The organism is Pseudomonas sp. TE3911 (genome assembly GCF_054062775.1).
On sequence record NZ_JBSSFP010000001.1, the window covers coordinates 918,865 to 937,970 of the forward strand.

The following is a 19,106-nucleotide window of genomic DNA, read 5'->3' on the forward strand; positions in this document are numbered from 1 at the left end:
GTGCCCGAACGAAGGCTCTGGAGCCGACCGGAGTTGGGTCTGGTGTACTGGGTTAAAAATGTGGGAGGGGGCTTGCCCCCGATGAGGGGGTGTCAGTTGATGCATCTTTGGCTGACCCACTGCTATCGGGGGCAAGCCCCCTCCCACACTTGAATGTATTCACCAATAGAAATGTGTGAACCCAAACCACTGTGGGAGGGACGGTGCGACGATTCGACTTGCCCCCGATGGCGTCAGACCAGGCGCCGCTTACTTCGGCCCCATGATCTTCACCAACTTATCCGGCGACGGCGCACCCTGCTGTTGCTGCAGCCCACCCTTGTCATCCAGGTAGAAAATCGCCGGGGTGGCAGACAGTTCCAGTTCATCCATCAACTTCATATTGGCATCGAGCTTGGCTTCGATATCGGCCGGGATTTTCGGCAGTGCCTGCAATTTGCTGCTCTTGCCGGCGGCTTCGTGTTCTTCCAGGGTTTTTTGCGGGTCTTTGGCGGCGAACAGGGCGGCCGATTTCGCGGCGCTGTCTTCGCGGATGATGCCGACCATGATGTGGCGCAACTGCACCTTGCCGGCTTTGACCCACGGCCGGGCCTGTTCCCAGAACATGTTGCAGTACGGGCAGTTGGGGTCGCTGAAGAGGTAGACGATACGCGGTGCGTTTTTGTCGCCGTCCTGGATCCAGCTGCTTTTTTCCATCTTGGCCCAGACTTCCTTGGCCATCGGCGCGTACACCAGTTTTTCCAGCGGCGCGGTGCTCAGGTCATCGCCCTGGGCGTCGTACAGGTTGCCGGCGATCACGTGTTTGCCGTCGGCGGTCAGGTACAGCGCCATGCCGCGATTCTGGTATTGCGCGGCATAGCCGGTGAGGCCGCTGGGGGCGTCGAACTTGCCGATGATCTTGGCGCCCTTGGCTTCGATCTGTTTGATCGGTGCCGGCCAGTCATCGGCGTGGGCCAGGTTGGCTGCCAGCGTCAGTGGTAAGAGGCTCAACAGGTGGCGGAGGCTTCGCATGTGGGTTTCCTTGTGGCAGCAGGGGCGGTGTCGAAGGGTTCCATGGCACGGGCCAGGCTGGCCTGGGACAACTCGCCCAAGTGGCTGTTGATGAGGCGTCCATCAGCTTGGTAGAACAAGGTGGTCGGCAGGGCCATGGAGCCCACGGCCTGGCCGAGGCGACCGCTGGCGTCAAACAGCACGTTGTCCAGGTTCAGGCCTTGGGTGGCCAGGTAGGTGCTGACGCTTTGCATGCTTTCGGCCTGGTTGACGAACAGGAAGGTCACGTCAGGGCGCATGCGCTGGGCGCTTTCCAGCACCGGCATTTCGCGGCGGCATGGCGGGCACCAGGTGGCCCACAGGTTGATGACCAGAGGTCCGCCCTGGTAGTCCGCCAGTTGCACCACTTCGCCATTGGCGTTGCGCAAGGTGATGTCCGGCAGGCGTGTGCCTTTTTCATACACGCTCAAGGACAGGCTGGTCATGCCCCAGAACAGCAGGCCGGTGATGACCCCGGCGCTCAACGGCTTACGCAGCGCCGGTCGCCGCCAGCCGTAGAGCACTGCGCCGATGAGCAGGGCGATGATGCCGGGCCAGGCGAGAAAGCCGCCGTCGCGCAGGTCGACCATCTGCAGCCAGTCGCTGCTGTAGTAACTCCAGTACATCAGCACAAAGCTGACGCGGGCCGCGAGCATGCCCAGCAGAAACAGGCTGAACAGCACTGACTCCGGGTTTTCACCACCACGCTTGGCCACGCGCCAGCCCACCAGGGTGGCGAGAATCAACGCGCTGATCAGCAGGATGTGATTCAGCGCGATGGCGAAGGTGCCGATGGTCAGGGTCAGCATCAGAGGGCGTCCCGGGTTTGCGTCCAGCGTTGCAGGAAGGCATCGGCATTCACTTCGCCGGTGATACGTTGTGCGCGGCGTTCTTCACCGTCGGGGCCGATCCAGACAAAGCTCGGTGGCCCCGGCACCTTGTAGCGGCCCAGCAGTTCGCGGCTGGCGGCATTGTCGGCGGTGACGTCCAGGCGCAGCAGGCGCACGTCTTTCAGTGCGTCGAGAACTGCGGGTTTGCCGAACACCTGTTTTTCCATGATCTTGCACGACACGCACCAGTCGGCGTAGTAATCCACCAGCACCCATTGGCCCTGGGCCTTGGCGCTGTCGAGTTGGTTTTGCAGCACGGCGGGGTCACTGATGGTCATGAAGGCGTCATGGGCGGAGGGCGCCCCGGCGACCTTCGCGCCGCTGTACACCTTCAGCGGTTGCCACAGGTCGTCGCTGCCACCGGCCGCACCCACCACCAGCACCGCGCCCCACAGGCCCAGCACCAGGGAGCCGGCGCCGAATACCTTGGCCGCCAGGCCGTACTCGCGGGCGAGGGTCCAACCGCAGTAGGCCATCACCAGGGCCAATGCACCCCACAGGCCGACCCACAGGCTTTCGCCAACTACCGGGCGAATCATTAGTACGGCGGTGCCCAGGAACAGGAAGCCGAAGATGCCCTTGAGCACGTTCATCCAAGTGCCCGGCTTGGGCAGGAAGCGGTTGCCGACGGTCACCAGCAGCAACAACGGGATGCCGATGCCGATGCCCATGGCGAACAGGATCAAGCCACCGTGCAGGGCGTTGCCGCTTTGGGCGATATACAGCAGGGCGCCAGCCAGGGGCGCGGTCATGCACGGGCCGACCAGCAGGCCGGACAGCGCACCAAGCACACCGGCACCGATCATGCTGCCACCGCTTTGCTGGCGGCTGACGTTGTCCAGTCGGTCGCGCAGGAAGGCGGGCAGTTGCAGTTCAAAGAAGCCGAACATCGGCAGGGCGAGCAGCACAAACAGAGCGGCGAAACTGCCCAATATCCACGGCGTTTGCAGCAGGGCGGCGAGGTTGGCGCCGAGCAACGCAGCCAGTACGCCCAGCGCGGCATACACCAGCGCCATGCACACTACGTAGCTGCTGGCCAAGGCAAAACCACGGCGAGGGCTGGCGCCGCTGCCCACCACCAGGCCGGCGAGGATCGGCAGCATCGGCAACGAACACGGTGCAAACGCCAACAGCAGGCCCAGGCCGAAGAACACCAGCAGGCTCCAACCCAGGCTGCGCTGTTGCAGGCCGCTGGCCAGGCTCTGGTCCTGGGCTTGAGCGGTGGCCGCTACGGCAGGATTGCCACCCAGGTCCACGGTGATCGACTGCGGTGGGTAGCACAGGCCAGCATCGGCGCAGCCCTGCCAGCCCAGCTTGATCTGGCCGGTGGCGCCAGCAGGGAGCTTCACTTCCAGGCCCTGGCGGTACACTTCCTGCTCGCCGAAGAACTCATCGCTATGGGCTTCACCTTGCGGCAGTGCCGGCTGTGCGGTCAGGCCCTCGAACTTCATGCGCTGCTTGTACAGGTAATAACCGTCGGCAATCTGCCAATACAGCTGGGTCTCGCCACTTTCAAGACGTTCGGAGGTAAAGGTGAAAGCTTTGCCCACCGGGAGGAAATCGGGTTTGGTCTCAAACGGGTTGCCCGGCGCGGCTTGGGCCAACCCGGCGAACAACACCAGCAGAAAGGTAAAAAGATGCCGCATGGTCAAGCCTTAGTCCGATACAAGTGAGGCACACAATGTGTGGCGTTGATTAACCGATGATTAACCGGCGCTATTCTAAAGTGTAGGGATTATCTGAGCTTGCCTCTTTTCACGGCATAATCTGCGCTTAATCCGCTGCACCTTTAATCTCTCCCATCTTTTATGAAGGGTTCACCATGCACGTACTGGTCTGTGAAGACGACGAACTGATCGCCAGCGGCATCGTGGCCGGCCTCACCGCCCAGGGTTTTACCGTCGAGCGCGTGGCTACGGCTGCGGCTGCTCGTGCGATGCTCAAAGCGGCGACTTTCGACATCATGGTGCTCGACCTCGGCCTGCCCGACGAAGACGGCCTCAAGCTGTTGCAGCAACTGCGCAGCCAGGGCCTGGAGATTCCGGTGCTGATCCTCACCGCGCGGGACTCGGTGACCAACCGCGTCGACGGCCTGCAAGCCGGCGCCGATGACTACCTGCTCAAACCCTTCGACTTGCGCGAATTAGCCGCCCGCCTGCAAACCCTGCTGCGCCGGATGGCAGGGCGCAGCGTCAACTTGATCGAACACGGCCGGTTGACCTATGACCCCAGCAGCCGTGAAACCCTGTTGGGTGGCCAGCCGGTGGATTTGTCCCGGCGTGAGCAGGCGCTGTTGCAGGCCCTGCTGCACAACAAGGGCCGTGTGCTGTCCAGTGAGCAGCTCAAGGACAGCGTCTACGGCTTTAACGATGAGCTGGAAAGCAACGCACTCAACGTGCATATCCACCACCTGCGGCGCAAATTGGGCAATGGCATTGTCGAGACCGTGCGTGGTCTGGGCTATCGCCTGGGCCCGGCGGATGATGGAGAGAACGTTTCGTGAAGAGCCTGCGCCTGCGCCTGACGTTCAAGCTCGGCGCCGCATTCGTGTTGATCTGGGCCCTGGCAGCGGCCTGGATGCTCAACGACCTGCGCAACCAGATGATGTTCTCTCTCGACCAGCGCCTGGTGGCGTCGGCGCGCATGGTGGCGGGGCTGACCGAGCAGATGCCGGGCCTGGCCAGTGTCAGCGGCGGCGCGCATTTCAGTGCCGAGCAACTGCATGTGCCGGGCGGCATGGCCTGCCAGGTCAGCTCCTTGCGCGGGGAAATCCTCGCGCGAAGCCACACCACGCCGGATCAGGGCCTGGAGTCCCAACGCAGCGGTTTTCGCGACCAAGAGATCGACGGCGTGGGCTGGCGCAGCTTTACCCTGTCCCGTGGCGATCTGCTGATCACCACCGCCGACCGCCAGGTGGAGCGCGAGGCGTTGAATATGTCGATCCTGCTGGCGGCATCGGTGCCGGTGGGCGTGGCCATGCTCGGTTGCCTGTGCCTGCTGTGGTTGGGCATTGGCCAGAGCCTGCTGCCGCTCAACCGTATGCGCGATGCGCTGATGCGGCGCAGTGCGGACTCTCTTGAACCCCTTCAGATCCACCCGCTGCCCAGCGAACTCAAACCGCTGCTCGACACCCAGAACCAACTGTTGCAGCGTATCGCCAAGACCATTGAGCGCGAACGTCGCCTCACTGGCGACGCGGCCCACGAACTGCGCAGCCCGCTGACGGCGATCAAGACCCACCTGCAAGTGGCGCGCATGACCGAAGGTGCGGCCCGCGACCAGTCCCTGGCCCACGCTGAGGAGGGCGCCGACCGCCTGCATCGCACCCTGGAACAATTGCTGTTGCTGGCGCGAGTGGAAGGCAGCCTGTCGTTTGACGATGGCGTGCAGTCCAGCGCCGAAGACGTCGCACGGCTGGCGATCCAGGATGCCAATGCTGGCGATAACTCACGCATCGACCTGATCCTGCCGGACAACCTTTCCAACGCTCCGGTGGAAATGCCCGTTGGCCTGGCGGTTGCGGCCCTGCGCAACCTGCTGGACAACGCCTTGCGCCACACCCCGGCGGACACTCGCGTGGAACTTAGTCTGTTCACCCAGGCAGGCAACGTGGTGTTTCGCGTGCGTGACCACGGCAAGCAGATTTCCAGCGAAGACCTGCAGTACTTGACCCAACGCTTCTGGCGTAATGGCAACAGCGAAGGCTGCGGCCTGGGCTTGGCAATCGTGCAAGCGATTGTGCAGCGCTGTTCCTGCTCGTTGACGTTCGACAGCCAGGCGGATGGCCTGCGCGTCGAGCTGGGTATGCCGTTACGGCGCTGATCTTTTTTCATCTGCCAAATAGTTACCGCCCTCTTGAAGTTCAGCGCTTCAGGATGGCGGTAATTTTTTTGCACTTGAACGGGCCGAAGGACTCGGCCTGTACTGAAAAGGACAGTTCTTATGTTAGTCATCGATACCACTTTTCCTGCCAAAGGCTTCAATGAACGCAACGGTGAAACCGTGCGGCAGTTGATCCTGCATTACACCGCAGCTCCCTTCACATCCTCCTTGCAGACGCTGACGCAGGAGGGGGTCAGCGCTCACTATCTTTTGCCCGACCCGGATGAGCCTGGTTACCGCGCTGCCGGGTATGACGAACTGCGCGCGTTTCGCCTGGTGGATGAAACCAAGTCTGCGTGGCATGCCGGTGCGAGCCAATGGGCAGGGTGGGACAACCTCAATAGCCGCTCCATTGGCATCGAGATCGTCAACCTGGCACGGGACGATGCGGGTGTCTTTACCTTTCCTGAGTACTCGCACGAACAGATTGAAGTGTTGAGTGCATTGGTGCGCGACATCCTCGGACGCTACCCGCAGATCGGCCCGACCGACATTCTCGGGCATTCGGACGTGGCCTATTGGCGCAAGAGTGATCCAGGGCCTCGACTGCCTTGGCGGTGCTTGTACGACGCCGGTGTAGGTGCCTGGTTCGATGAGGCGGCGCGGGCGATGTATCAACGCCGATTTTGTGTAGGGCTGCCGCCGGAAGTGGAAGTGGAGCGTGCGTTTCAGCGATATGGGTATAGACCGGCGCAGAATCGACAGGCGTTTGAGCTGCGCACGCGGGCGTTTCAGATGCACTTTCGGCCGGGGGATTATCGTGGCGTATTGGATGCCGAGACGTGCGCGATCCTGTATGCCTTGAATGAGAAATACCGAGGACTTTGACGCAAAGCACCGTTCAACGGCATCAGTTAACGATCACCAGCCCTAAATCCCTCAGCCGCTGATGCGTTTCCAGAACAGGAAATCCGTGCGCATGCCCTTGGGCCAGACGCCAACGGATTGGCAGTTTGGTCACCATCATCAGCGTATTGAGGGATAGAGAGATGTCTGTCGCTACCAGCCGTATCGAAAGCGCCCCAGTGCATGTCAGCCCGGCGCCTGTGGAAACGCTCTACCAGTTCGACGAAACACCGCTGCTGGCCCGTCAGCGCCAGCAGGAATCCAATGCGCGCAGTTATCCGCGGCGTATCCCTTTGGCGCTCAAACGCGCCAAGGGCATCTACGTGGAAGACGTGGAAGGCCGCCAGTTCATCGACTGCCTGGCCGGGGCCGGCACCCTGGCGCTGGGGCATAACCACCCGGTGGTGATCGACGCTATCCAGCAAGTGCTGAGTGATGAGCTGCCGTTGCACACCCTCGACCTGACTACGCCGGTCAAGGATCAATTCGTGCAGGACTTGTTCGGTCTGTTGCCAGCCGAGTTGGCGCGGGAAGCCAAGATCCAGTTTTGCGGGCCCACTGGCACCGATGCGGTGGAAGCCGCGCTGAAACTGGTCCGTACCGCCACAGGGCGCAGCACCGTGCTGTCGTTCCAGGGCGGTTATCACGGCATGAGCCAAGGCGCTTTGAGCCTGATGGGCAGCCTGGGGCCGAAGAAGCCCTTGGGGGCGTTGCTTGGCAATGGCGTGCAGTTCCTGCCGTATCCCTACGATTACCGCTGCCCGTTTGGTCTGGGCGGTGCGCAAGGTGTGCGGGTCAACCTGCACTACCTGGAAAACCTGCTTAACGACCCGGAAGCTGGCGTGTTGCTGCCGGCGGCGGTGATTGTTGAAGTGGTGCAGGGTGAAGGCGGCGTAATCCCGGCCGACCTCGACTGGCTGCGCGGCCTGCGACGCATCACCGAGCAGGCGGGTGTGGCGTTGATTGTCGACGAAATCCAGAGCGGTTTTGGCCGCACCGGCAAGATGTTCGCCTTCGAACACGCGGGCATCATTCCGGATGTGGTGGTGATGTCCAAGGCCATCGGCGGTAGCTTGCCGTTGGCGGTGGTGGTGTACCGCGACTGGCTCGACACCTGGCTGCCGGGCGCCCATGCCGGCACGTTCCGTGGCAATCAAATGGCTATGGCGGCGGGTTCGGCGGTGATGCGCTACCTCAAGGAACACGACCTGCCCGGCCACGCAACAGTTATGGGCGAGCGCCTCGGCGAACACCTGCGCATTCTGCAACGCGACTTCCCGCAGTTGGGGGATATTCGCGGTCGCGGGCTGATGCTCGGTGTGGAACTGGTCGACCCGGACGGCACCCTCGATACCCAGGGCCACCCTCCGGTGCACCGCCAATTGGCGCCGCTGGTACAGCGCGAGTGCCTCAAGCGCGGGCTGATCCTGGAACTGGGTGGTCGCCATGGCAGCGTGGTGCGCTTCCTGCCGCCGCTGGTGATCACCGCCGCTGAAGTCGACCGTGTGGCCGAGATCTTCGGGCGTGCCCTGGCCGCCGCCGTGGACAGCCTCTAATTTTTCGATGGCTTGGTACGTTTCTACAGATATCAGTGCTGCGCGTGGTGCGCAGCCAGCTTTTTGCGATGGAGAACAGCAATGACCTCAGTATTTGACCGCGACGACATCCTGTTTCAGGTAGTGGTCAACCATGAAGAACAGTATTCCATCTGGCCCGACTATAAGGTCGTGCCGGAAGGCTGGCGCACCGTGGGCAAGAGCGGCATGAAGAAAGAGTGCCTGGCCTACATCGAAGAAACCTGGACTGATATGCGCCCGTTGAGCTTGCGCCAGAAGATGGATGGAGCAGCGCTCGTTTAAACATGGCGGTTTGTGTCAGGTAGTCAGGCTCTATGGGGTGAGCGCGCGTATTGTGGCAAGCGGGCCTGGTGCGGTGAGCGGGCTTGCCCCGCGCTGGGCTGCAAAGCAGCCCCACTCCAGCCACTGAGTTGTATCAGATACACCGCATTCCACCCGTTCAGGACCGCTTCGCGCTCCAGCGCGGGGCAGGCCCGCTCACCACAACAAGCCGCTCGGCAAAGGTGGGTGCGACGACTTCAAGCGTCCTTCTCTTTCTCCAGCCCACCCGAAGCTCCCGTCACCACCTGCACACTCAATCGAGGTGTTGCCAGATCCAACCCGGCCTCGTCCAGATGTCGTTTCAGCGACAGGTTGAACGCCCGTGACACTTCCCATTGCTTGATCGGCGCCGTCTTGAACCGGGCGCGCAGGATCGCGCTGCCTGACTCAAAGCTTTCCACCCCCTGGATCTCCAGCGGGGACCAGATATTGCGGCGCTGCAGCGGGTCATTGCGCATTTTCTGGCCGACATCACGGATCAGCTTGATCGCGTTATCAATGTCCATGTTGTACGGAATTGCCACCCGGAAGATCGCGTAGCCGAACTCTCGCGAGTAGTTCTTGATGCTCTTGATCTCGCTGAACGGAATGGTGTGCACAATCCCGTCGATGTCGCGCAGGCGCACGGTGCGGATGGTCAGGCCCTCGACGGTGCCGAGGTGGCCGCCTACATCCACGTAGTCATCAATCGCCAGGGAATCTTCGATGATGATGAACAGGCCGGTGATCAAGTCCGCCACCAGCGACTGCGCACCAAAACCGATGGCCAGCCCGATCACACCGGCACCCGCCAGCAGCGGTGTGACGTTCATGCCCATATTCGCCAGGGCGACGATGGCGGCAATGATGAATATCGTCACGAACAGTACGTTGCGGATCAACGGCATCATGGTCTGCGCCCGCGCATTGGCCAGGCCTTTGCGCGAGCGGGTGAGGGCGTGGTGGATCGCCGTGTCGCTGAGGATCCAGATCAGCCAGGCGAACAGCAGCGTACCGGCCAGGCCGAACAGTTTGACCGCGATTTCATGCCCCTCGCCTTCGGCAAAGCCAATCAGCGACAGGCCCCAGACCCGCAGGCCCAGCTCGATAAACACCAGCCATACCGCCAGGTGGGCCAGGGTGTAGATGAAGCTTTTCAAACGCTCGGAGTACAGCGCATGGCGCTTGTGCCCGCGTTGCGGCTTGAGAGCATGGCGGCGTACCAGGCCGTTGATGACCATGCACAACACCAGCAACACCGTGCACAGCAGCGATTGGCGCAGGGCGGTGCTGGTGTCGCCGGCAGAGACGAACGTGGCAAACAGCGAAATGCCCACCAACAGCAAGGCCGGGAGGTACCAGAACGAACCGATGATCGAGAGGGTGTCGCTGAGGGCGCGACGAGTGAGGCGGCGCGACAGCGGTTGGTTGCGTATCAGGTGGGCGATCGGGCGGCGAAACCGCAGGATAAACACGCCGGTGGACAACGCCGCCATCACATTGGCGACGGTTGCGGCGGTGTGAGACAGGTGTTGGCCGAGCGCGGTTACCAGGCGTGGGTCGCTCAGGGCTTCACCAAAAGCGGCAAAGCTGCCGATCCACCACAGCGGACGAAAGGCCTGGTGCCGCAGGATATACAGCGCACGATGGCGGTGCGGGCCGTCGAGCAAAGAGAACGCGATCACGCAGATGGCTGAGAAACAGGTACCGACCACCAGCGCGTAAGCCAACACCATCGCCAGGGATTTACCCAGGGAAGAGGGCAGTGCGTAGCTCATGTACACGGTGATCACCAGCGCGATCAGCCACGGCCCCAGTTTGCGCAGGGCAAAGCGCACCATGTCCCAGGTGCGCGGGTGTTGCGGCAGTTCTTCAGGCAGGCCGAACCGTTCGCGGACGCGGTGGCTGAGCCATATCAGCACGTAGGCCAGCAGGCTCCACACCGCGAGAATAAGCGCAAAGCCAAAAATGATTGGCAGCCATTCGTTGGCCGGCAGCATCAAAGCGTCGAGTTCGTCCTTGGCCTGGTCGATCTCATCGGACCAACGCCCCAGCGGGCTGTCGTTGCCGGAGAACTGTTGCTCCAGGGTCGACAGCGTGCTGCCGATCAGCCCAAGCACGCCCTGTTCGGCGGCCGGCTGGGCTTTTTGTGTGGCGGCGCGGAGTTTTTTCAGATCGCTCAGCAGTTGGGTGCGCTGCTGGTCGTTTTCCAGGGTCTTGATCACCTCGTCCAGCGATTGGCCGAGGGGCACTTCTGCCTGGGGCTGGGACTTGTTAGTGCTGCCGAGCAGGCCGGGCAAACCGACTGCTTGGGCAGAAGTCAGCGGCAGCAGGGTGAACAGGGCGATCAGCAGGTAGCAGGGCAGGGCAAACAGACGGGAAAGCACGAGGCGGTCAACCTTGGAAACGACGGGTTGAGCGAGTGTACGAGTGCACGCGTCATTCGGCCAGTTTGGCGAGGATCTTGTACACCACGGTGCCCAGGATCAGCAGCATACCGATCCACATGCCGAACACGCCGAGGGGCTTGTCGCGAAAGTTGAAGCCGACCGCGAGCATGATCATGCCGATCAGAATAGGGATAAGCATGGCGTGGAAGGAGGACATGGAGATCATGGTGCGACGGCCTTGTCGGAGTGGGAATACTGACAAGTCTAGGTCGGATTGCGGGAAGTGCAGGTGATATAGGTCAGGTGTACGTAAACCAAATGTGGGAGGGGGCTTGCCCTCGATAGCGGTCTGTCAGTCAGCTTGTTTTTAGCTGACCCACCGCATCGGGGGCAAGCCCCCTCCCACATTTCTGGCTGTATTCAGCCTTTGGATCAAGGCAGGTCGCGACTGGCGTAGAACGCACCCAGTACCTTCACCAGATGCGCCAGGTCATGGCTGCCGCACAGTTCACGAATGGAGTGCATGGCAAACGTCGGCAGGCCGATGTCCACGGTACGCACGCCCAGGTGGCTGGCGGTGATCGGGCCGATGGTCGAGCCGCAGCCCATGTCGCTGCGCACCACAAAGCTCTGTACCGGCACTTCTTCGGCCATGCACAGGTGGCGGAAGAACCCGGCGGTTTCGCTGTTGGTCGCGTAGCGCTGGTTGCTGTTGACCTTGATTACCGGGCCGGCATTGAGCTTGGGGCCGTGGTTGGCGTCGTGCTTGTCGGCGTAGTTCGGGTGCACACCGTGGGCATTGTCCGCCGATACCAACAGGGATTTCTGAATGGTACGTACGAATTCATCACCTTCCGGTAACAGGCGTCGCAGGGTCTGTTCCAGCATTGGGCCATCGGCACCGCAGGCCGAGCAGGAACCGACTTCTTCGTGGTCGTTGCACACCAGTACGCAGGTTTCGTCGGTCTCGCTGGTGAGCAGGGCTTGCAGGCCGGCGTAGCACGACAATAGGTTGTCGAGGCGCGCGCCGGCGATGAAGTCGCCATTGAGGCCAATTACAGCTGCACTCTGGGTGTCGTAGAAGCTCAGCTCGTAATCGAGCACCACATCAGCGTTCAACCCGTGCTCGCGCGCCAGTTGCTCGGTGAGCACGGCTCGGAAGTCCACGCGCTCGTCACCGGCAAACTGCGCGAGGATCGGCGGCAGTTCGGTCTGGGCGTTGATTGCCCAGCCCTGGTTGGCTTCGCGGTTCAGGTGAATGGCCAGGTTCGGGATGATGGCGATGGGCAGCTTGAAGTCGATCAGTTGGCTTTCGACTTTGCCGTCGCGGCGGAACGTCACGCGGCCTGCCAGGGACAAGTCGCGGTCAAACCACGGCGCCAGCAAGGCGCCGCCGTAGACTTCCACGCCCAACTGCCAGAAGCCCTGGCGTTGCAGCTCGGGCTGGGGCTTGACCCGCAGGCACGGGCTGTCGGTATGGGCGCCCACCAGGCGAATCCCGCCCTGCAGCGGCGAGTGACGGCCGAGCTTGAAGGCGATGATCGAGGAGTCGTTGCGGGTCACGTAGTAGCGACCGTTGGCTTCGGTGGCCCAGGTTTCGCGCTCGTCGAGACGCTGGTAACCGGCCGCTTCCAGGCGCTGGGCCAGGGCGGCAGTGGCATGAAAAGGAGTAGGGGAGGCCTTGAGGAAGTCGATCAGGCCTTGATTCAACGCTTCGCGCATAAATAGCTCCAGACAGCAATGCGCGGAGTTTACCGTTCGGTGACGGGAAGTGCACAGTACAAATGTGGGAGGGGGCTTGCCCCCGATTGCAGTGGGTCAGTCAACAATACAGTGACTGATTCTCCGCCATCGGGGGCAAGCCCCCTCCCACATTTGTTCTGTGTTCACAGCTTTAGAAGGGCGCTGGGCACTCGAAGCGCAAACGCTCGCCACTCTGCGGATGAGTAAAGCTCAGCATGCTTGCGTGCAAGCACAGGCGCGGCCACGCAGCCAGGGCTTGCTCATGGGCATACAGGCCGTCGCCGAGCAACGGATGACCGATCGACAGCATGTGCACGCGCAACTGGTGTGAGCGCCCGGTGATCGGCGTCAGCTCCACACGGCACCAGTCGCCGCAACGTTCCAGCACCCTCCAGAAGGTCATCGCGTGTTTGCCGAACTCGTGATCCACCACATGCCGTGGTTTGGTCGGCGGGTCGTAGCGCAAGGGCAGATCAATGCTGCCGCTGTCGAGCTCCGGCTGGCCCCAGGCCAATGCGGTGTAGGCCTTCTCGGTTTCACGGTCGTGAAACTGGCGGGACAGTTCGCGATGGGTATCGGCATCCCGGGCGAGCAGGATGATCCCCGAGGTTTCCCAGTCCAGGCGATGGACGATGCGGGCTTCGGGGTAGCCGTTTTCCTGCAGGCGGGTGATCAGGCAGTCCTTGTTGTCGTCAGCGCGGCCAGGCACCGAGAGCAGCAGGGTCGGCTTGTTCACCACCAGGACAGCGTCGTCCTGATGCAGGATATGGATATTGGACAGCGGCATTAAACAGCCTCGTAACAAACGCCAACGGCGGCTCGCCCACCCGGTTCCCGCTATGGGATCAAGGTGTGCGAGCCGCCGTGGCGGCCGCCTGTTCGATCAACGATCAGGCAGGGTGATATTGAGTTCCAGAATCGAGCAGCTGCCGTCATTTTCCAGAGCGACATGCACGTCATCGTTGCCGATGTTGACGTACTTGCGGATCACCTCGACCAGTTCCTTCTGCAAGGCTGGCAGGTAGTCCGGGGTGCTGCGTTGGCCGCGTTCGTGCGCCACGATGATCTGTAGACGCTCTTTCGCGACCGACGCGGTGCTTGGCTTTTTGTTGGCGCGAAAGAAGTCGAGAAATTTCATTGTTTAGTTGCCTCCAAAGATACGCTCGAAGAATCCCTTCTTCTTAACATCGAGGAAGCGATGTTCCACGGTCTTGCCCAGCAAGCGATCAACCGCATCGCTGTACGCCTGGCCGGCGTCGCTCTGGTCGTCAAGAATAACCGGGACACCCTGGTTGGAAGCCTTCAGGACGGCCTGGGATTCCGGGATCACGCCCAGCAGGGTCACCGCGAGGATGTCCTTGACGTCCTCGACACCGAGCATTTCGCCGTTGCTGACGCGCTCAGGGTTGTAGCGGGTGAGCAGCAGGTGCTCCTTGATCGGGTCTTCACCTTTCTCTGCGCGCTGGGACTTGCTGGCCAGCAGGCCGAGCATGCGGTCCGAGTCACGTACGGAGGACACTTCCGGGTTGGTTACCACGATGGCTTCATCGGCGAAGTACATCGCCAAATGAGCACCGGTTTCGATGCCGGCCGGGGAGTCGCAGACGACGTATTCGAAGGTTTCCTTCAGTTCAGCGAGGACTTTGCCTACGCCTTCTTTGGTCAACGCATCTTTGTCACGGGTCTGGCTGGCGGCCAGTACGTACAGGTTCTCAAGGCGCTTGTCCTTGATCAGGGCCTGTTGCAGGTTGGCTTCGCCGTTCACCACGTTGACGAAGTCGTACACCACACGGCGTTCGCAGCCCATGATCAGGTCGAGGTTACGCAAACCGACGTCGAAGTCGACGATGACTGTCTTGTGGCCGCGCAGAGCGAGGCCGGTACCGATAGCGGCGCTGGTGGTGGTCTTACCCACACCACCCTTGCCGGATGTAACCACGAGAATCTTGGCCAAGGTGTTTCACCCCTAAGGAAAAAGGACTTTTCAGTCCCTGAAAAACATCTCTTGGAACTCGCTGCAGGCGGACGGTCTTTGTAGGAAAAAGACGGGTTAGCGTAGGAAAAACGCCAACCTTCAGATGTTCCTACACAAGTATTGCCGGTTTCGCTGTGCTATCAGAGTCTAGAGATGCTTGGAAAATGCGGCAGTATCCGTTAAAGACGGATGATGTTCAACACATCGCCCGACAGGCTGACCTGCACCCCGGCCCCCCACAGCGGATCACGGCGCAAATCTTCGGAAACCTTGTACTGGCCTGCGATGGACACTAGCTCAGCGGTCAACTGCTGGCAAAAAATACGGGCCTTGGTATCACCCTTGATGCCGGCGAGGGCACGTCCGCGCATCGGGCCGTATACATGGATGTTGCCATCGGCGAGAAGTTCCGCGCCGGGACTGACCGAGGAGATGACAACCAGGTCGCCGCCTTGGGCGTAAATTTGCTGCCCACCGCGTACGGGAGAGGTGATGATCTTTGTAGGCTTTATCGTCGGCTCCGGTGGTTTTTCCGGTTTTTTCTTCTCTTCACCGACCAATGGTTCGAGCGGACGCTCGCGTGCGCCGGACGGTGGCAGTACTGGCAGTTCAATGGCGATGGCCGCGGCAATGTCTTCGATACGGCTGGCACGAATGGCGAGAGTGCGCAGGCCATGGGAGCGGCACACGCGCATCAGGCCGGGCAGATCGACAGCGCCCTGGCCGGCCGGCAGTTTGTCCAGGGCCAGCACCAGCGGGGCGTTGTTAAAGAAGTTTGGCGCCAGGGCGACCTTGGCGGCGAGCTGGCGGTCCAGGGCGTCGAGGTCGTTACGGGCGAGTTCCAGCACGGTGATGGCGAGCATGCTGCCTTTCAGCTGGAACACGGGATCTTGGTCTAGCGGTTCGGTTTGGCTCATGGTCGGCATAAAGCGGCTTGTCACGAAAAGTGTCGAGACTTATAACGAGAACATCCACTGGCCGCAAGCCGGGTCGAACCGTTGTAGAATGCGCGGCCCTGTCTTTACCGGAATCTGTAATGGATCGCCCGCGTTTTCGAGCTGCATTTTTTCACCCGCGTTTCTGGCTGCTATGGCTTGGGCTCGGCCTGCTGTGGCTGGTCACCCAATTGCCATACCGCGCGCTGCTGGCCATTGGTCGGTTACTGGGCGCGGGTATGTACCGTGTGGCCAGCGAGCGTCGCCGCATCGCCGCGCGTAACCTGGAACTGTGCTTCCCGGAAAAAACCGCTAAAGAGCGTAAGCAGTTGCTCAAGGAAAACTTTGCCTCCACAGGCATCGCCTTCTTTGAAATGGCCATGAGTTGGTGGTGGTCGCGCCAGCGCCTGTCGCGTCTGGCCCATGTCGAAGGGCTGGAGCACCTCAAGCAGGCCCAACTCGATGGCAAGGGCGTGATCCTCATGGCCCTGCATTTCACCACCCTGGAAATCGGCGCGGCGCTGTTGGGCCAAAAGCACACCATTGATGGGATGTACCGCGAGCACGGCAATCCGTTGTTCGACTTTATCCAGCGCCGTGGCCGCGAGCGCCACAACCTTGATTCCCTGGCCATCGAGCGCGAAGACGTACGCGGCATGCTTAAGCTGCTGCGCGCTGGCCGCGCCATCTGGTACGCACCGGACCAGGACTATGGCGCCAAGCAAAGTATTTTCGTACCGCTGTTCGGCATCCAGGCCGCCACCGTCACCGCCACCAGCAAGTTTGCCCGCCTGGGCAAGGCGCTGGTGGTGCCGTTCACCCAGGAGCGCCTGGCCGACGGCAGTGGTTACCGCCTGGTGATCCATCCGCCGTTGACCGACTTTCCCGGCGAAAGCGATGAGGTGGACTGCCTGCGCATCAACCAGTGGGTCGAAACCTCTGTACGCGAATGCCCCGAGCAATACCTGTGGACCCACCGCCGCTTCAAGAGCCGGCCACCGGGCGAACCCAAGTTGTACGAAAAAAGCCGCCGATAAGGCGAGATTTTCCCCACACGGAGTGATGCGATGCGCCCAGCTGAACCGGTAACAGGCTTGATTCTTTCCGGCGGCGGGGCGCGAGCGGCGTATCAGGTGGGTGTTTTGGCGGCGATTGCCGAGCTGTTGCCACCAGGGGCGCCCAACCCGTTTCCGGTGATCGTCGGCACCTCGGCCGGGGCGATCAATGCGGTGACACTGGCCAGTGGCGCGATGGATTTCACGGCGGCGATCCAGCGTCTTACTGCCTTCTGGCAGGGCTTTCGCAGCCATCTGGTGTTGCGCAGTGATTGGCCGGGGGTTATTCGCCAGGCGAGTCGTTTCCTCATCCACAGCCTGTTGGGCCTGGGCGCGCAAGTGCCGGTAGCGTTGCTTAATAGCTCTCCGCTGCGGGACTTGTTGCAAGAGCGCCTGAACCTGGGCGGCATCGACGAAGCCATCCGAAACAAGCATTTGCACGCGGTGGCGGTCACCGCGTTCGGCTATGAATCCGGGCAGGCGGTGACCTTCTATCAAGGTGGCGGCACCATTGATGCGTGGTTGCGCCATCGGCGTATCGGCGTCCCGACGCAACTGACGGTTGAGCACCTGCTGGCCAGTTCAGCGATCCCTTTGCTGTTTGCCCCGGTGAAACTCGACCAGGAATATTTCGGTGACGGTGCGGTGCGCCAATCAGCCCCGATCAGCCCGGCGCTGCACCTGGGGGCGACCCGCGTGCTGGTGGTGGGCGTCAGCGGCAACCCGCGGGGCAATGAGCCGTCGGTGCAGCGCACCTACACCGGTCAGGAACCGACCCTGGCCCAGATCGGTGGGCACATGCTCAACAGCACGTTCATCGACAGCCTGGAAAGTGATATCGAATTGCTGGAGCGTCTGAACCAGTTCAGCCATCACCAGCCAGCCGACAGCGCGGCCCGAGGCCTGGCACCGGTTGAAGTGCTGGTGATTGCGCCAAGCCAGCCGATCGATGAAATCGCGGCAAGGCATCGGCAGGAATTGCCGGCGGCGTTGCGGTTGTTCTTGCGTGGGCCGGGGGCGACCAAGACGAGCGGGGCGGGGGTGCTGAGTTACTTGCTGTTCGAGGCGGGGTATTGCAGCGAGTTGATTGAGTTGGGCAGAAAAGATGCGCTGGCCAAGCGTGAGGAGATCATGCGGTTCCTGGGCCTGCCGCCTATCTGAATGTGGGAGGGGGCTTGCTCCCGATAGCAGTGTGTCAGTCAACAAATAGAGTGACTGACACTTCGCTATCGGGAGCAAGCCCCCTCCCACATTTGTCTTGCATTGGCTTTTAGAAGTGATACTTGACCAGGAAGCTCGCCGTGTCCTGGGTGGTCTTGAATGCACCCGAATCTTCGATCCCGTACTTGTTCTTCCAGTAGTCGTACTCAAAACCCACATACAGCTGCTTATCGCCCCAATGCAGCGCTTTACCCAGGTCGTATTTAACCTGCGGGTTGAAGTGCAGGTTGGCGTGGTAAGTGCCACGGGCGTTTTTGTCGTTATCCACCACCCAATCCATGAAGCCGTCGATCAGGATGTCGGAGCTGCCGACGGGAATGGTGTAGGCCCACACCGGAGTGATTTGCCAAACGCCATCACCCGCGCGATTGCCTTCGGTCTGGCGCTGATAGAAGTTCAGTTGGAAGTAGTCGAAACCAGGGATGTTCAAGTCGAACGCCGGGCCGAGCAGGTACGACTCGTTATCGCCTTCGCCGAACTCGTAAGTGAAGGCCAGCAGCACATCCTTGATCGGGCCGAAGGACAGGTCTTTGTCGAGGATTTTACCGAATGACAACCGTGGGCTGATCTCGCCGTAGTAGGTGCTTGGGCCGACGTTGCCGTCTTCCTTGCCGTTGTAGAAGATACGGTCGACGAACACAAAGTTGTCGCCGTACTTCCACGCGTCGGCGTGTTCGAAGGTGACGGTTTGCTGGATCTGCGGGTTGACGGTAAAGCTCTTGCCCCACAGGTACGTCAGGCTGTTGTTCTGCCACTGCAACAAGTCACCGGCCACGGCCTGACCACCCGCAAGCAGGGATCCTGCCAGCATCAGGCCTTTGAACATAGGTTTCATTCGGTTGCTCCCGAGTTAAGGTTTTGTGGTTTTTCTTCTACGCAGGCGCTCTGGTGTGGCGCCTTTTGGTTCGCTGCAAAAATCGTCTGTTTGGTCAGCTTTAGTGCTTTTAGCAAGAGCTGCGCCAAGGTGTTTGAAACGCCAAAAAATCCCCGTCGGCTGCAACAAATGCAGTCGAATACAGAGGCGTTTTGTGCACCGTGGCAGCAGACATTAGGCCGGGATAAGTTGGCCTTGCAGTCAGCTTTTACATTCGCTGTTTTTTTTTGAGTCGATTCGAGCGGGCGCGGAGAATACTGGCTCCCAAGCCTTGGCTCAAGTGCGCTCTTACAGAGCGTGTCGGGCATAAATGGGGCACGGCTGATGGCCGCCCCCAGGTGGAGGGTGTGCATGGTGGGGTTCCTTGTTCGGTATTGTTTTTGTTGTCG

Annotated in this window: 19 protein-coding genes; 7 read left to right on the forward strand and 12 right to left on the reverse strand. The window is 61.2% G+C overall.

Translation table 11 applies throughout. The annotated features are described in order from the left end of the window. Window positions 1-249: 249 nt before the first annotated feature. Genes dsbG through dsbD form a run of 3 tightly spaced genes read right to left on the reverse strand, consistent with a single transcriptional unit; the run spans window position 250 to window position 3,565 of the window. Complete coding sequence (gene dsbG / locus ACVWXD_RS04230; protein WP_457370710.1) at window positions 250-1,011, reverse strand: thiol:disulfide interchange protein DsbG; 762 nt, start codon at window positions 1,009-1,011, stop codon at window positions 250-252. Then, complete coding sequence (locus tag ACVWXD_RS04235; RefSeq protein WP_095185451.1) at window positions 987-1,838, reverse strand: TlpA disulfide reductase family protein; 852 nt, start codon at window positions 1,836-1,838, stop codon at window positions 987-989. The genes dsbG and ACVWXD_RS04235 overlap by 25 nt, the downstream gene beginning before the upstream one ends. After that, entirely contained in the window at window positions 1,838-3,565 is a 1,728-nt protein-coding gene (gene dsbD, locus ACVWXD_RS04240) for a protein-disulfide reductase DsbD (RefSeq protein ID WP_260366352.1), read from the reverse strand. The genes ACVWXD_RS04235 and dsbD overlap by 1 nt, the downstream gene beginning before the upstream one ends. Before the next feature lie 176 nt (window positions 3,566-3,741). Here dsbD and ACVWXD_RS04245 point away from each other — a divergent pair, with 176 nt between their 5' ends. The 5 genes from ACVWXD_RS04245 (at window position 3,742) to ACVWXD_RS04265 (ending at window position 8,506) form a co-directional block, all read left to right on the forward strand. Beyond that, window positions 3,742-4,422: a response regulator gene (locus ACVWXD_RS04245; RefSeq protein WP_032887975.1), complete on the forward strand. Its 681-nt coding sequence runs from the start codon at window positions 3,742-3,744 to the stop codon at window positions 4,420-4,422. Next, window positions 4,419-5,741, forward strand: a complete 1,323-nt coding sequence (locus ACVWXD_RS04250) for an ATP-binding protein (protein ID WP_099603036.1) — start codon at window positions 4,419-4,421, stop codon at window positions 5,739-5,741. Before ACVWXD_RS04245 ends, ACVWXD_RS04250 begins: the two co-directional genes overlap by 4 nt. A gap of 120 nt (window positions 5,742-5,861) precedes the next feature. Continuing rightward, window positions 5,862-6,629: an N-acetylmuramoyl-L-alanine amidase gene (locus ACVWXD_RS04255; protein WP_122764599.1), complete on the forward strand. Its 768-nt coding sequence runs from the start codon at window positions 5,862-5,864 to the stop codon at window positions 6,627-6,629. 161 nt (window positions 6,630-6,790) lie between these two features. Then, a complete protein-coding gene (locus ACVWXD_RS04260; RefSeq protein WP_122754410.1) occupies window positions 6,791-8,203 on the forward strand; it encodes an aspartate aminotransferase family protein in 1,413 nt (470 codons plus the stop codon). Between the two features lie 81 nt (window positions 8,204-8,284). Further along, complete coding sequence (locus tag ACVWXD_RS04265; RefSeq protein WP_032887983.1) at window positions 8,285-8,506, forward strand: MbtH family protein; 222 nt, start codon at window positions 8,285-8,287, stop codon at window positions 8,504-8,506. 236 nt (window positions 8,507-8,742) lie between these two features. Here the strand turns inward: ACVWXD_RS04265 and ACVWXD_RS04270 are convergent, their stop codons facing one another. The 7 genes from ACVWXD_RS04270 to minC all read right to left on the reverse strand — a co-directional run bounded on the left by ACVWXD_RS04270 (window position 8,743) and on the right by minC (window position 15,549). After that, window positions 8,743-10,911, reverse strand: coding sequence for a mechanosensitive ion channel family protein (locus tag ACVWXD_RS04270; RefSeq protein WP_032887985.1), 2,169 nt, complete (start codon window positions 10,909-10,911; stop codon window positions 8,743-8,745). Window positions 10,912-10,963: 52 nt separating this feature from the next. Then, entirely contained in the window at window positions 10,964-11,140 is a 177-nt protein-coding gene (locus ACVWXD_RS04275; RefSeq protein WP_010208820.1) for a hypothetical protein, read from the reverse strand. A gap of 206 nt (window positions 11,141-11,346) precedes the next feature. Beyond that, window positions 11,347-12,636 carry a M18 family aminopeptidase gene (locus ACVWXD_RS04280; protein ID WP_032887987.1) on the reverse strand — a complete coding sequence of 430 codons (1,290 nt, stop codon included), beginning with the start codon at window positions 12,634-12,636 and terminating at the stop codon, window positions 11,347-11,349. Window positions 12,637-12,808: 172 nt separating this feature from the next. After that, window positions 12,809-13,444 carry an RluA family pseudouridine synthase gene (locus ACVWXD_RS04285; protein WP_181643233.1) on the reverse strand — a complete coding sequence of 212 codons (636 nt, stop codon included), beginning with the start codon at window positions 13,442-13,444 and terminating at the stop codon, window positions 12,809-12,811. A gap of 96 nt (window positions 13,445-13,540) precedes the next feature. Beyond that, the gene (minE, locus tag ACVWXD_RS04290; RefSeq protein WP_003175252.1) at window positions 13,541-13,795 is read right to left on the reverse strand and encodes a cell division topological specificity factor MinE; all 255 of its coding nucleotides are present in this window, start codon (window positions 13,793-13,795) and stop codon (window positions 13,541-13,543) included. A gap of 3 nt (window positions 13,796-13,798) precedes the next feature. Continuing rightward, on the reverse strand, window positions 13,799-14,611 hold the full coding sequence (gene minD / locus ACVWXD_RS04295) for a septum site-determining protein MinD (protein WP_017737535.1): 813 nt from the start codon (window positions 14,609-14,611) through the stop codon (window positions 13,799-13,801). Between the two features lie 200 nt (window positions 14,612-14,811). Further along, window positions 14,812-15,549 (reverse strand): septum site-determining protein MinC, encoded by a 738-nt coding sequence (gene minC / locus ACVWXD_RS04300; protein ID WP_032888096.1) that lies wholly within the window; start codon window positions 15,547-15,549, stop codon window positions 14,812-14,814. A gap of 119 nt (window positions 15,550-15,668) precedes the next feature. Between minC and ACVWXD_RS04305 the strand changes: the two genes are divergently transcribed. Together ACVWXD_RS04305 and ACVWXD_RS04310 are read left to right on the forward strand one after the other, a co-directional pair. Continuing rightward, window positions 15,669-16,604, forward strand: coding sequence for a lipid A biosynthesis lauroyl acyltransferase (locus tag ACVWXD_RS04305; RefSeq protein ID WP_032887990.1), 936 nt, complete (start codon window positions 15,669-15,671; stop codon window positions 16,602-16,604). A gap of 30 nt (window positions 16,605-16,634) precedes the next feature. Next, entirely contained in the window at window positions 16,635-17,783 is a 1,149-nt protein-coding gene (locus ACVWXD_RS04310) for a patatin-like phospholipase family protein (protein WP_032887992.1), read from the forward strand. Between the two features lie 109 nt (window positions 17,784-17,892). On the opposite strand, the gene ACVWXD_RS04315 is transcribed toward ACVWXD_RS04310, so the two are convergent. Both ACVWXD_RS04315 and ACVWXD_RS04320 read right to left on the reverse strand, forming a co-directional pair. Continuing rightward, window positions 17,893-18,678 (reverse strand): outer membrane protein OmpK, encoded by a 786-nt coding sequence (locus tag ACVWXD_RS04315; RefSeq protein ID WP_032887994.1) that lies wholly within the window; start codon window positions 18,676-18,678, stop codon window positions 17,893-17,895. Then, entirely contained in the window at window positions 18,675-19,070 is a 396-nt protein-coding gene (locus ACVWXD_RS04320; protein WP_143521257.1) for a hypothetical protein, read from the reverse strand. The genes ACVWXD_RS04315 and ACVWXD_RS04320 overlap by 4 nt, the downstream gene beginning before the upstream one ends. Window positions 19,071-19,106 lie beyond the last annotated feature (36 nt).